This is a genomic window from Actinomyces timonensis DSM 23838 (genome assembly GCF_000295095.1).
GTDB lineage: Bacteria > Actinomycetota > Actinomycetes > Actinomycetales > Actinomycetaceae > Actinomyces > Actinomyces timonensis.
Window position 1 is genome coordinate 130,941 of sequence record NZ_JH806632.1, and the last position, 12,593, is coordinate 143,533.

General features: G+C 72.9%; 12 protein-coding genes and 1 pseudogene. 3 read left to right on the forward strand and 10 right to left on the reverse strand.

Going from position 1 to position 12,593, the window contains the following annotated elements; all coding sequences use genetic code 11:
• The 4 genes and pseudogenes from A1QA_RS12890 to A1QA_RS0100570 all read right to left on the reverse strand — a co-directional run.
• Positions 1–294: pseudogene (locus A1QA_RS12890) on the reverse strand (translation initiation factor IF-2 N-terminal domain-containing protein); the annotation flags it as partial.
• 92 nt (positions 295–386) lie between these two features.
• A complete protein-coding gene (locus tag A1QA_RS0100560) occupies positions 387–722 on the reverse strand; it encodes a YlxR family protein (RefSeq protein WP_017176989.1) in 336 nt (111 codons plus the stop codon).
• Between the two features lie 122 nt (positions 723–844).
• Positions 845–1,891, reverse strand: a complete 1,047-nt coding sequence (nusA, locus tag A1QA_RS0100565) for a transcription termination factor NusA (protein ID WP_017176990.1) — start codon at positions 1,889–1,891, stop codon at positions 845–847.
• A 58-nt stretch (positions 1,892–1,949) separates the two neighbouring features.
• Entirely contained in the window at positions 1,950–2,429 is a 480-nt protein-coding gene (locus tag A1QA_RS0100570) for a ribosome maturation factor RimP (protein WP_017176991.1), read from the reverse strand.
• A gap of 236 nt (positions 2,430–2,665) precedes the next feature.
• On the opposite strand from A1QA_RS0100570, the gene A1QA_RS0100575 reads away from it, so the two are divergent.
• Entirely contained in the window at positions 2,666–3,688 is a 1,023-nt protein-coding gene (locus A1QA_RS0100575; protein ID WP_017176992.1) for a hypothetical protein, read from the forward strand.
• Between the two features lie 75 nt (positions 3,689–3,763).
• Here A1QA_RS0100575 and A1QA_RS0100580 read toward each other — a convergent pair whose 3' ends face one another.
• Together A1QA_RS0100580 and A1QA_RS0100585 are read right to left on the reverse strand one after the other, a co-directional pair.
• Positions 3,764–6,820, reverse strand: coding sequence for a DEAD/DEAH box helicase family protein (locus A1QA_RS0100580; RefSeq protein ID WP_017176993.1), 3,057 nt, complete (start codon positions 6,818–6,820; stop codon positions 3,764–3,766).
• 6 nt (positions 6,821–6,826) lie between these two features.
• Positions 6,827–8,638 carry a proline--tRNA ligase gene (locus A1QA_RS0100585; protein ID WP_017176994.1) on the reverse strand — a complete coding sequence of 604 codons (1,812 nt, stop codon included), beginning with the start codon at positions 8,636–8,638 and terminating at the stop codon, positions 6,827–6,829.
• 159 nt (positions 8,639–8,797) lie between these two features.
• Between A1QA_RS0100585 and A1QA_RS0100590 the strand changes: the two genes are divergently transcribed.
• Positions 8,798–9,037 (forward strand): hypothetical protein, encoded by a 240-nt coding sequence (locus A1QA_RS0100590; protein WP_017176995.1) that lies wholly within the window; start codon positions 8,798–8,800, stop codon positions 9,035–9,037.
• A complete protein-coding gene (locus A1QA_RS0100595; RefSeq protein ID WP_017176996.1) occupies positions 9,034–9,435 on the forward strand; it encodes a TA system VapC family ribonuclease toxin in 402 nt (133 codons plus the stop codon). Before A1QA_RS0100590 ends, A1QA_RS0100595 begins: the two co-directional genes overlap by 4 nt.
• 39 nt (positions 9,436–9,474) lie before the next feature.
• On the opposite strand, the gene A1QA_RS0100600 is transcribed toward A1QA_RS0100595, so the two are convergent.
• From A1QA_RS0100600 to A1QA_RS16100, 4 genes are all read right to left on the reverse strand, one after another.
• Entirely contained in the window at positions 9,475–10,014 is a 540-nt protein-coding gene (locus A1QA_RS0100600) for an STM3941 family protein (RefSeq protein WP_017176997.1), read from the reverse strand.
• A 162-nt stretch (positions 10,015–10,176) separates the two neighbouring features.
• Positions 10,177–11,133 (reverse strand): GNAT family N-acetyltransferase, encoded by a 957-nt coding sequence (locus A1QA_RS0100605; RefSeq protein ID WP_017176998.1) that lies wholly within the window; start codon positions 11,131–11,133, stop codon positions 10,177–10,179.
• 40 nt (positions 11,134–11,173) lie between these two features.
• The gene (gene ispG / locus A1QA_RS0100610) at positions 11,174–12,316 is read right to left on the reverse strand and encodes a flavodoxin-dependent (E)-4-hydroxy-3-methylbut-2-enyl-diphosphate synthase (RefSeq protein ID WP_244266076.1); all 1,143 of its coding nucleotides are present in this window, start codon (positions 12,314–12,316) and stop codon (positions 11,174–11,176) included.
• Between the two features lie 29 nt (positions 12,317–12,345).
• Positions 12,346–12,531, reverse strand: a complete 186-nt coding sequence (locus A1QA_RS16100) for a hypothetical protein (protein WP_167320629.1) — start codon at positions 12,529–12,531, stop codon at positions 12,346–12,348.
• Positions 12,532–12,593 lie beyond the last annotated feature (62 nt).

Here is a 12,593-nt window from a genome sequence, read left to right on the forward strand (position 1 = left end):
CTCGGCCGGGCGCGCGCTGGGTTTGGGGGCCGCCGGCCTCGCGCCGGGCTTGGGCGCGGACGGCGCCTTGGCCTCCTTCTTGCCCTCCGCGGGCTTGGCGGCCTTGGAGGCCGCGGCGGCCTGGGCCGCGAAGTGCTCGCGCACGCGGCGCGCGACCGGGGGCTCAACCGCTGAGGAGGCCGCCTTGACGAACTCCCCCTGATCCTTGAGCCACGAGAGGATCATCTTCGAGGTGATCCTCTTGCCAGTGGGGTCGAGCTCCTTGGCGAGCTCGTGAACGCGTGGTTTTGCCACTTTTCTCCTGTCAGGTTGCCCGCTCCCTGACAGGAGCGGGCGCTAGTAGAGGCAGCTCATCGCTGGGTACTCATCGGGTGCCCATCGGCTTCCTACCCGCCTTCGCTATCGGTGGTCCGGCCCCGCGCGGGGCCGGTCGGATCATGCGCGGCCGCCTGCGCCGCATGGGCGGCGAGCCAGTCGCGCACAGGGGCCGCGTCGAGCGGTCCCTCGGCGCGCAGCGCGCGCCCGGGGGCGCGCCTGCGCTCGGCGAGATCGAGGCACGCTGGATCCGCGTGGATCCAGGCGCCGCGCCCCGGCATGAGGGCCCGGGCGTCAACCGCGAGCTCGCCACTCGTGGTCAGGGCCAGTCGCAGCAACTGCGATCTGGGGGCCTTGGCGCGGCAGCCGATGCAGGTCCGCTCGGGCACGTGCGAGGAGGCTGTCACCGACTCACCGTGTCCTTCCGGGAACTCATCGCCCACTGCTCGCGGGCGCGAGAACGCGCTCAGCGTCTGCTCAGCGTCCCGCGACCCGCCCAGGGCCCGCGGGAATTCTACCGAAAGCGCTGTCAGGAGCCGTCGTCGGGGGTTGAGGTACCTGTCACGTCGTCGGCGCGCGACCCGTGGCCCGGGGCGATCTCGCCGAGCTCGGCGTCGGCGTGGATGTCGATCTTCCAGCCGGTCAGGCGCGCGGCGAGGCGGGCGTTCTGGCCCTCCTTGCCGATGGCGAGCGAGAGCTGGAAGTCCGGGACGACGGCGCGGGCGGTGCGCTCGGCCTCGTCGATGACCGTCACCGAGGCCACACGGGCCGGGGACAGGGCGTTGGCCACGAAGCGGGCCGGGTCCTCGGAGTGGTCGACGATGTCGATCTTCTCCCCGCCGAGCTCGGCCATGACGGCGCGCACGCGCTGGCCCATGGGGCCGATGCAGGCGCCCTTGGCGTTGACTCCGCGCGTGCGGGCGCGCACCGCCATCTTCGTGCGGTGCCCGGCCTCGCGGGCGATGGCGACGATCTCGACGTCGCCGGAGGCGATCTCGGGGACCTCGCGCTCGAAGAGCTTCTTGACCAGCCCGGGGTGGGTGCGCGACAGGATGATCTGGGCGCCCTTGATGCCCCGGGAGATCTCGGTGCAGTAGACGCGGATGCGGTCCCCGTGGCGGTAGCGCTCGCCGGGCACCTGCTCATGGGGAGGCATGATCCCCTCGTGCTCCTCATCGAGGCGCACGTGGATGATCCGGGGGTCACGGCCCTGCTCGACGACGCCGGAGATGAGCTCCCCGGTTTTGTCCTTGAAGGCGCCCAGGACCTCGAAGTCGCGGCGGTCCTGGATGCGCTGGACGATGACGGAGCGGGCCGTGGCCTGCGCGATGCGGCCGAAGTCGTCCGGGGTGTCGTCGAAGAACTCGCCAGTGGGCTCGTCCTCCTCGTCCACCTCGGGGGCCAGGACCGACATGTGGCCGGTCTTGCGGTCGATCTCCACGTGGGCGCCGCGGATGGCCCCGGGGACCTTGGAGTAGGCGCCGAGGATGGCGTCCTCGATGGCGGGCAGCAGGGCCTCGAGGTCGATGCCCAGCTCGTCGGCTGCGACGCGCAGCTCCGGCATGTTGATGTCCATGGTTCCTCTTGTCTGGTGCCGTGTGCGGATTCGGGGTGGGGGCGGCGGGCTCGGGTGGTCAGAAGACGACGATCATCCGCGCGCTGGCGATGTCGTCGAGGCGGAGCGCCGTGGTGGCGCCGTCGGCCTCGATCGTGACGGTCTCGTCGTCGGCCTGGGTGACGACGCCGGTCACGGTGGTGGGGGCCGCGCTCCCAGCGCCATCGCCGCCAGTGGTGGTGATGGTGGCGCTGTGGCCGACGGCGCGGCGGAAGTGGCGGGGGTCGCGCAGCTCGCGCTCGGCGCCCGGGGTGGAGACCTCGAGGGTGTACTGGCCCTTGACCGGGTCGGCGTCGTCGAGGGCCGCGGAGATCGCGGCAGTGGCCTCTCCGATGCGGTCGAGGTCGAGGTCGCCGGGGCCATCGGGGAGGTCGATGAGGACCCTCACCACCGAGTGCTTGCCGGCCCGGGTGGTCTCGATGCCCTCGAGGAAGAGGCCCTCGGCCTCGACGACGGGGGCCAGCAGGTCGGTGAGCCGCGACGCGAGCGTGTCCGTCATGGTGTCCCTCGTTCCTCATCGGCGTGGATGGTCTCGTCGTGATGCCGGCGGGCATCGCGCGTTCGGTCGGGCCAATCGTACCTGTCGTGCCTGCCCGTGCCAGGCGGCGCTGTGGACGGGCGGGCCGCGCGGCGCCGCGGCGGCGTCGGGCCCCGCGCGGCGCGCGACCCGGCCTCCCCATCCCCCATGGGGCGCCTCATGCTGACCATGGCGGCGTCGCGTGGGAGGATCGGGGCGTGAACGACACCGCGCGCCCACGCTCCCCGCAGCCCTTCCCCCAGGCGGCCCGCCCCCTGCCCTCCAGGCGCGCCGCTCTGGCCAGGATGGGTTTGGCCGCGCTCGGAGTGGCCGCCATCGCGGGGACCGCGGCCTGTGAGGTCCCGCTGGGCGCCTCCGAGCCGGACCCTCTGCCCACGATGGCGGGGGACGAGGCCTCGCGCGAGGCGCTGGCCCGCCGGGCCGCCCTCATCGCCTCCGCCGCGCGCGCCGTCGCCGCTCAGGGCGGGCAGGGGGATATCAGCGCGCAGGCGGGCGTGATCGCCGAGGAGGCGGATGCCCAGCTCGCCGCGCTCGGGGGAGTGTGGGAGCCCTGGCCCACCGGCGCCCCGACCGGATACCCCACCGCCACCCCTGTGGAGACGGCGCCCGGGACAGCAACGAGCGAGGATCTGGTCTCAGCGCTGCGCGATGGCGCGGCGTCGGCGCGCTCGGCGCTGGAGGCCGCTCAGGCGGAGGACATCGCGAGGCTCGCCGCCTCGCTGGACGTCGCCTGGTCCCTGCGCCAGGAGGAGCTCTCCCCCGGCTCGGTGACGGCGCCCGCGCGATCAGCCTCGACGACGACCTCCCCGCTGCCGGATTCCACCCTGGCCCTCTACGACCAGCTGCGCTACACCGGCGAGCTGCTCGCGGCGGAGTCGGCCTCCGACTCGGCGACGAGGAAGCGGGCCGTCGAGGACGCCAAGGCCGCCACAGCGGTGGTCAACGCCTCCATCGCCGCCAAGGGACCGGCGACGGCGCAGGCCTCAGACCCGCGCCAGCCGGCCTATGGGGCGCCCGCGGGGGCCGACTCGGCGGACACAGCCTCTGGCCAGTGGATGGGGGCGCTGTGGCGCTCGATCATGGTCGAGGAGCTGTCGATCGCCGTCGCGGGCTCGGGCGATCAGCGCATGGTGGCCGCGGACGCCGCCGTGGCAGCCGCCCTGCGGGCGACCTCCTGGGGGGTCGAGACCGCCGAGGCGCTGCCCGGGACCGCTGGCTGAGGCGCCCGCCGGCCCCGCGCGGGTTCACCAGGCCCGCTTCCCCGCGCCCTCCGGCCTGTCCCCGGTGCGCCGGGGTCAGTCCCAGATCCACAGCCGCGTGGCCCGCACCCGGCCCGCGGTCCCGTCCAGCCCGCGCGCGGCGGTGAGCGCCCCGAGCCCTTCGGTCCCCTGAACCAGGTGGAGGCGGCAGGGTCCCACGGTGGTCCGCCACGCCGTCGCCAGGGCCTCGGCGCCCTCGCGGGAGCGGCCCAGGGCGGTGGGCAGGGGCAGGGCGAGCTCGCCGGCGCGCAGGGGCTGGAGAAGGTGCTCCAATGCGGCGGCCGCGGCCCGGTGCCGCAGGCCCGGGCGGGTCCTGAGCGTGCGCCGGTAGGCGATCCTCGCCAGGCGCCAGCGCAGGCCGTGGGCGCCCGTGGCAGCGGTCATGAGCGAGATGGCGGTGCCGACCAGGACGAAGCGGGGCCTGCGCTCCATGGGGGCCAGGAGGTCGGCGAGCGCGCCCATGGCGGTCTCGGCCTGCGCGGTCCAGGCCGGATCCGCCCCGTGATCGGGCGGCGCGCAGGAGACCAGCACGTTGCCAGAGGCGTCGCGCCAGGCCTCGAGGCGATCGGCGCCGAGCTCCGCGCCCACGCGTCCCGTGGCCCGCAGCGAGGCCAGGACGCAGCCCGCGACGCTCGTCCAGAACTCGGGGGCCTGCCCGGCGATGATGCCGTCCAAGGCGCTGATGCGCACGGCGGGCCGCGCCCCGTGGTGGGTGGTGTGGGTGGAGTGGGTGCTGGAGCTCCCCGCGCCACTCGGGCCGACCAGTCCCGTGCTGGTGATGGCATCGATATGCCAGGCGTCGCGCTCGGCGGAGCGGTCCCCGAGGGTGGCCAGGGTGATCGCGTTGAGGCGGGCGATGAGGGCCTCGTCGACGGCGCTCGCCTGCCCGGAGGCCCCCAGCCCGAGGATGCCCATTTGCTCCTCCTCCAGGACGGCCGGGGCCCCGGTGGTCAGCAGCGCGCCGCCCGCGGGTCCCCTGGGCCCAGCCTGACCGACGGCCTCGGGCGCGAGGGCGGATCGCGGCACCGCCCAGAGGTGGGCGTGGCGGCGCTCGAAGCGGTCGAGGTCCGCGCGGGCGCGCAGGCCGTCGTCGCCGGGCAGGAGGCAGACGACGGACCAGTTGTGCGAGACCTTCCCCTCCCAGCCCGGGTCGATCCTGATGGTCCGCCCGCGCAGTTGCTGGACGGCGGCCGAGGTGGTGACGGTGGTGAGGTCCACGAGGGTGTTGACGGCGGGGCAGTCCCAGCCCTCCCCCAGCAGCCCGCGCGTTCCCACGATGATCCGGATGTCCCCCGCGGCGATGAGCTCGCTGATGGCCAGCACGACCTCGGCGCTGCGGGCGCCCCCGCCAGTGACGCTCAGCGTCCAGCCGTCGTCGATCGCGGGCAGCTCCAGGCCGGTGCGCTCGCGCAGGGCGTCGAGGATGGCGCCGTCATCGCGGGCCACGGCCAGGCGGGAGGCGGTCAGCAGGACCGGGTGGAGGGCGCGCAGGGCGCCGTCGCTCAGGATCGTGGAGAAGCAGCGGGTGGCGCCTCCGGCCGCCCCGGGCCGGTCGGCGCCGATGAGGACGTCGAGGGCCCGGTGGGGCGCGGAGCGCTCGGCGGCGTCGGTGACGACGACGGCGCGCAGGCGCTCCCCCAGGGCGTCGAGCTCGTGGCGCAGGATGTCGATGACGGCGGTGTCCTTGGCGCGCGAGGCCGCCGTCATGACGTCGAGGGGCGAGCGCCCGGCCCGGATGCCCGAGTCGGTGAGGCTGATGCCGAATCCTCGCAGTCCCTCGCGGGCGTCGTCCCAGTCGGCGCGCCTGGCGGGGTCGGGCAGGAGGCGGTCGAGGGCGTAGCGGGCGAGCAGGGAGAGCTCCTCCTCGGTGTCGGGGCTCGCCAGGCTCGGCAGCAGGGGCGTCACGAGGGTGCTCAGCGGCGTGGGAGTGTAGCGGTCGGCACGCGACAGGAGCGCTGAGGCGGTGGCGGCCTGGTCGGGGTCGGCGTCGAATCCGGCCGCCAGCGCGGCCAGGAGCCGGGGGTCATCGGCGGCCAGTGGCTGGGGCCCGCCGTCGCCCGGGTCCCCGCTGCCCTGGGCCGGAGCGAAAGCGTCGGGGCTGATCCCCGGCGCGACGAGGCCGAGGAGGTAGTCGATGCCGTCGGGGGCGAGGAGGTACTGGCCGATGCGGTGGGAGAGCTCGGCGCCGGCGGTGGACAGGAAGGAGCGCTCCTCGGGGGTCGGCAGCGTGAACCAGGCCAGCGGCCGGTAGGGGGCGAGGTGTCCGGAGCGCACGACGGCGGGGATGGGGACGGCGGCGTCGACGTCCCCCAGGAGCGCGTGGTAGCGGTCCCAGGCGGGGTCCTCGCGACTGGGCTCGGTGGCGGTCAGCCCGATGAGGGTGGGGCGGGCGCCGACGGCGCGCAGGCGCCGCAGCAGGTAGTGGACGACGAGGGCCCAGTGGGCGCGCAGGTGGTGGCACTCGTCGACGATGATCGTGGCGATCCCGGCGGCGACGAGGGCGTCGAGGCGCTTGCGGGCGCCGGCGCCGAGGAGGGCGGCGATGGCGTCGTCGTCGAGCTCGTCGACGCGGGAGCGGATCGTGGAGGCGCGCGAGGCGATCCCGCGCTTGTAGGCGGCGGGGTTGTCGCGGGCGAGGGCGTCGAGCCAGTCGGTGGCGCGCTCGCGGGCGCGCCCGTCGCGCATGAGGTCGGTGGTCCAGCGCTCGCGGGCGGCCTCCTCCCAGGGCCCGTCGGTCTCGACGACGGACAGGGCCTGGTAGGTCAGGGCGGTGAGGTCAGCCGGGGCCCGGCCCTCGGTGGGGGCCCCGTCGGCGGTGCTGGGCGCCCCGCCGTCCGGCAGGGAGAAGAACTCGGCGGCCTGCTGGATCCATTGGGCGCGGATGACTGTTGTGGGGGCCAGGACGAGGGCCCGGCGCCCGTTGCGCGCGGCCAGGCCGAAGCCGATGACGGTCTTGCCAGCCCCGGGTGGGGCGACGATGTGGAGGGTGGCGCCGTCGTCGGGTCGCGCGGAGCGCAGGATGTCGGTCTGGTAGTCGCGGAACGGCGCCCGCTGGCTCCAGGAGGCCAGCGGGCGCGCCTGAGCCCCCGTCATCGCGGTCTAGCGGGCGAGGGCGTCGCGCACGAGGGCGGCCACCTGCTCGGCGGCATCGCCCGCGGGCACGGAGCGGCGCTCGCCACTGCGGCGGTCGCGGATCTCGACGGTGCCCTCCTTGGCGAGGTCGCGGCCGACGACGATGGTGAAGGGCAGGCCGAGGAGCTCGGCGTCGGCGAACTTGACGCCGGCGGAGACCCTGCGGCGGTCGTCGTAGAGGACCTCGACGCCGTCGGCGTCCAGCGCGGCGGCGATCCCTTCCGCGGTGGAGAAGACGGCGTTGTCCTTGCCGGTGGCCAGGACCTGCACGTGGTAGGGGGCCACCGCGATGGGCCAGGCCAGGCCGTGCTCATCGTGGTTGGCCTCGGCCAGGGCGGCCATGACGCGGGAGACGCCGATGCCGTAGGAGCCCATGGTGACCACGCGGGCCTTGCCGTTCTCGTCGAGGACGGTCAGCCCCAGGGCCTCGGAGTACTTGCGGCCCAGGGCGAAGATGTGCCCGACCTCGATGCCGCGCGCCAGGGTGAGCAGGCCGGAGCCGTCGGGGGCGGGGTCGCCCTCGCGGACCTCGGCGGCCTCGATGGTGCCGTCGGCGGTGAAGTCGCGGCCCATGACGAGGCCGAGGACGTGCTTCTTGGGCTCGTTGGCGCCGGTGACCCAGCTGGTGCCGTTCACGATGCGAGGGTCGACGAGGTAGCGCACGGAGCCCACGAGGCGCTCGGTGCCGTCCTCGTCCTTCTCCACGCGGCGCAGGGGAGAGTTGGGCCCGATGGCGGCGGGGCCGATGTAGCCGCGCACGAGCTCGGGGTGGCCCTCGAAGTCCTCCTCCTCGGCCATGGCGACCTCGGCGGGGGCGACGGCGGCCTCGAGGCGCTTCATGTCGAGGTCGCGGTCACCGGGGATGCCGATGACGAGGAGCTCCTTCTCCCCACTGGGGTGGGTGAGGGTGACGACGAGGTTCTTGAGGGTGTCGGAGGCCTGCCAGGCGCGCCCGTCGGGGCGCGGGTAGGCCTCGTTGCACAGGGCGACGAGGGTGTCGATGGTGGGCGTGTCCGGGGTGTCGACGACGCGGGCCTCGGGGGCGCCGGTGGCGTCGATCTCCTCGGGGACGACCGTGGTGACGGCCTCGGCGTTGGCGGCGTAGCCGCCGGGCGAGCGCACGAAGGTGTCCTCGCCGATGGGCGAGGGGTGGAGGAACTCCTCGGAGTGGGAGCCGCCCATGGCGCCGGACATGGCGTTGACGATGGCGTAGTCGAGGCCGAGGCGCGTGAAGAGGCGCTCGTAGGCGTCGCGGTGGAGCTGGTAGGAGGCGTCGAGGCCCGCGTCGTCGATGTCGAAGGAGTAGGAGTCCTTCATGACGAAGTCGCGTCCGCGGATGATGCCAGCGCGGGGGCGGGCCTCGTCGCGGTACTTCGTCTGGATCTGGTAGATGATCGCGGGCAGGTCCTTGTACGAGGAGTACATGTCCTTGACCGCGAGGGTGAACATCTCCTCGTGGGTGGGGGCCAGGAGGTAGTCGCCGCCCTTGCGGTCATTGAGGGTGAACAGGGTGGGGCCGTACTCGGTCCAGCGCCCAGAGGCCTTGTAGGGGTCGGCGGGCAGCAGACCGGGGAAGTGGAGCTCCTGGCCACCGATGGCGTCCATCTCCTCGCGCACGATCGCCTCGATCTTCCGCAGAGTGCGCAGGCCCAGGGGCAGCCAGGTGTAGATGCCGGGCGCGGCGCGACGGATATAGCAGGCGCGCACGAGGAGCTTGTGGCTGGCGACCTCGGCGTCGGCGGGGTCCTCGCGCAGGGTACGGATGAAGGCGTTCGACATCGTCTGTAGCACGGCCCGATCCTACGTGCTTGGCGCGCGGAGGCCCCAATCAGTACGGGCTTGGCGCCGGGCGGCGGCGAGGCCGGGATGATGGTGGCGCCTGCTCGGAGTGGGCGGGGCCCACTGGTTCAGCACCGTGCATCATGAGATGATGCAGTCATGCGCACCACTGTTGATCTGCCGCCCGCGCTCCATCTGAGGGTCTCCCGTGTGGCGGCGGCCCGCGGAGCCTCGCTCTCATCGACCATCAGCGAGCTCACGGCGATCGGCCTGGAGCGGGAGGAGGGCCCGGATATCCCCGAGATCCCCACGAGCCCGGTGACCGGGCTTCCCCAGTTGAGGGTCGGGCGCCCGGTCACCGCCCGCGAGATCGATGATTTCCTCGCGGAGGAGGAATGAGCGCCTTCCTCGCCGACGCGAATGTGCTCATCGCGCTACTCGTCCCCACGCATGAGCACCATGATGCCGCTGAGCGGTGGATGATGGCGCTCACCGACGATGATTCCGTGGCATCAGATCCCGTGACGGAGGGCGCTTTCGTTCGTTACGCGGTTCGAGTCGGATATCCAGCAGGGCACGCGCAGCGCATCCTCGAGCATGTGCACAGCGTCAAGCGCTGGGAGTTCTGGGATCGTGGTATGTCCTATGCCGACGTCGATCTGCGCGCAGTCCGGGGCCATCGGCAGGTGACGGATGCCTATCTGGTGTCCCTGGCTCGCAGCCATGGAGGCATTCTCACTACTTTCGACCAGCCGCTGGCAGCGCGCTTCCCCACCGACGTCGTGCGCATCGACTGACCGATCACCCTGGTGTCCGCAGGCGGCGGGCCGCCCCCTTCACGACAAAGGCGCGGTCGCGGGCATGCCCGGGGCCTCCGGCAGCTCGGGCCGCCTGGCGCGCCGCTGCGCCAGGAGCAGGAGGGCGAGCTCCTCACCTGTCATCGGCAGGACGTCCGCGCTGATCACCCCAGGCGGGACATTGAAGCGGGCATTGGAGCGGATGAGGAAGCGGGCGATCGGACCAGCGGTGCGCATCGGGTAGCCAGGATCGGCCCAGACGACGGAGACGAAGTCGTTCGTCACCCCGACTGTCTGGAATGGCGTGGGGAAGAATCCTGTCGCCTGCTCCCACGGGATGAAGCCGACCGACATCCCCGAGGTGTTGTCGTGGATCCCGGCGTCGTCGATGGCGAGGATGGGACGGGTGAGCATTCTCAGGCCCAGGAACCCGAAGAAGCCGAAGACGACGACGGCGATGAGGCCGACGATTCGCAGCAGCGGGAAGAGCGCCTCACGGGAGGAGAGAAGCGACGGGTCGAGGAGCATGACAATGCCGATGAGGACGAAGGCCGCGCTGCCGATAAGCGTGAAGGCCATACGGCCACGGCTTCGAGGGTACTGAACTGCGGGCAGTGAGGACATATCGTCATGGTGCCACAGGTCACTTCCACGGGGAACGACCCGGATGGCGCCTGGCATCCTCGCGGTGAGGCCCCGGGCCAGCCCTGATGAGCAGCGCCACGGGGCGCGACGGGCGGCTCAGAGCAGGACCGTGGCGAAGGCCCCGTGCGGGGTGAAGCCAAGCGAGTCGTAGAGGGCGCGCGCCGGGGCGTTGAAGTCGTTGACGTACAGGCTCACACCGCCGCCCGGCCCCACGTGCTCGCGCCGCACGGCGTCGACGACGGAGGCCAGCGCCACGCTGCCCACTCCCCTGCCGCGCAGGTCCGGGCGGGTCCAGACGCCGGTGAGCTGGGCAACCGCGCCGTCGGGGGCGTGCCAGATCCCGCCGACGTCGGCTTTGAAGGCCACCCGCGCCGGGCGGTCGGGGAGCGCGGGGCCCCCGTGGCCGTCGTCGAGGAGGATGTAGCTGCGCCCCTGGCCGATGAGCCAGGAGACGTTGCGGGCGTAGGAGCCACCGGCGGACATGGGGTCGTAGCCGACCTCCTCGGTGAACATGGCCACCGAGGCCGGTAGGACGAGCGTTTCCTCCTCGGGGCGGGCCTTGCGCGTCCCTCGCGCGGCCCAGGACAGGCTCTGCCGCCGGGCCACCGCCTGGGCGGCGAGGCCCCCGGGCGGGCTCGGAGCCACGAGGACGGGCTGGTTCCAGCGGGCCTCCCGGCAGCGCATCCCAGCGGCCTCGAGGCGCTCCCATAGGAGGCCGACGTCCTCGGGGGTGCCGAGGATCGATCCATTGCGGGTCAGGCGCGGGCGCGCGTGCTCGGCGAGCGCCTGGGCACTGGCGCGTCCCGCCCCAGGCAGGCCGAGCTCGGGGCGCGGGGCGAGACCGGTGACGATGAGGGAGCCAGTGGACCATGCGGCGGCGTCGGGGGCGGCGGGCCGGCCCAGGACGACGACGTCGCCCGATCCCCAGTGCTTCCAGCGCTCGAGCTGCTGGGCGAGCGGCAGACAGAGGACGGGGTCGCGGGAGCACAGGGCGAGCACGCCCCCGGCACGGCGGGGGCTCACGGGGGTCAGTCGGCGCGAGAACAGGGGCATACCGCGAGTGGCGGGCGCGCCCGCCGGAATGGGATCCCTCTCAGACCAGGACCGAGGGGGCCGTGCCCTCCAGGGCTTCCTCGCCGAGCTCAGCGCGCATCTGCTCGGCCATGGCCTCGGCGTGCTTGATGAGTGTCTCGACGACCTGGTCCTCCGGGACGGTCTCGACGACCTTGCCATGGACGAAGATCTGCCCCTTGCCGTTGCCCGACGCGCAGCCGAGGTCCGCCTCGCGGGCCTCACCGGGGCCGTTGACGACGCAGCCCATGACGGCCACGCGCAGCGGGGCGCTGATGGACTTCAGGCCCTCCTCGACGGACTCGGCGAGGGTCCACACGTCCACCTGGGCGCGCCCGCAGGAGGGGCAGGAGACGATCTCGAGTTCGCGCTCGCGCAGGCCCATGAACTCCAGGAGCTTGGTGCCGACCTTGACCTCCTCGACCGGCGGTGCGGACAGGGAGACGCGGATGGTGTCCCCGATGCCCTGGGCGAGCAGCGTGCCGAAGGCGGCGCAGGACTTGATGGTGCCCTGGAAGGCGGGGCCCGCCTCGGTCACCCCGAGGTGGAGGGGCCAGTCGCCCTTCTCGCTCAGCAGTTGGTAGGCCTGCACCATGGTGACGACGTCGTGGTGCTTGACCGAGATCTTGAAATCGTGGAAGCCGCACTCCTCGAAGAGGCCGGCCTCCCAGACGGCGGACTCCACGAGGGCCTCAGGGGTGGCCTTGCCGTGCTTCTTGAGCAGGCGCGGGTCCAGGGAGCCTGCGTTGACGCCGATGCGCAGGCTCACCCCGGCGTCGGAGGCGGCCTTGCAGATCGCCGCGACCTGGTCGTCGAACTTTCGGATGTTGCCGGGGTTGACGCGCACCGCGCCGCATCCGGCCTCAATGGCGGCGAAGACGTACTTGGGGTTGAAGTGGATGTCCGCGATGACGGGGATGCGCGACTGCTTGGCGATGATGGGCAGCGCCTCGGCGTCCTTGTCCGTCGGGCAGGCGACCCGGACGATGTCGCAGCCGGCGGCGGTGAGCTCCGCGATCTGCTGGAGGGTGGCGCCGATGTCGTGGGTCTTCGTCGTCGTCATCGACTGCACGGTGATGGGGGCGTCACCGCCGACGAACAGGTCTCCGACCCGGACCTTGCGGGTGGGCTTGCGGGGGGCGAGAACAGGGCGCTCCTCGCGCATGGAGGGGATGCCAAGGGCGATCGCTTCAGTCACGCGCTCCAGTATGTCACCGCGCTGCGCGCGCGCACGACGCCGCCGGGTGTGGTGAGCGCGATGAGCCACCACGGCACCGGGCGGCTGGGCGCCAGCCTGAAAGAGTTGCTGAACAAGGCAGCGACAACCGCGCGATAGCCTGCGAGCCCTGCCCAGCCACCGAGCATGTAGCCGAGCAGCACTCCACCCACGTGCCCATCCGCTACCAGGCACACGCCCACGATGATGGGCTAGCAGAATACTC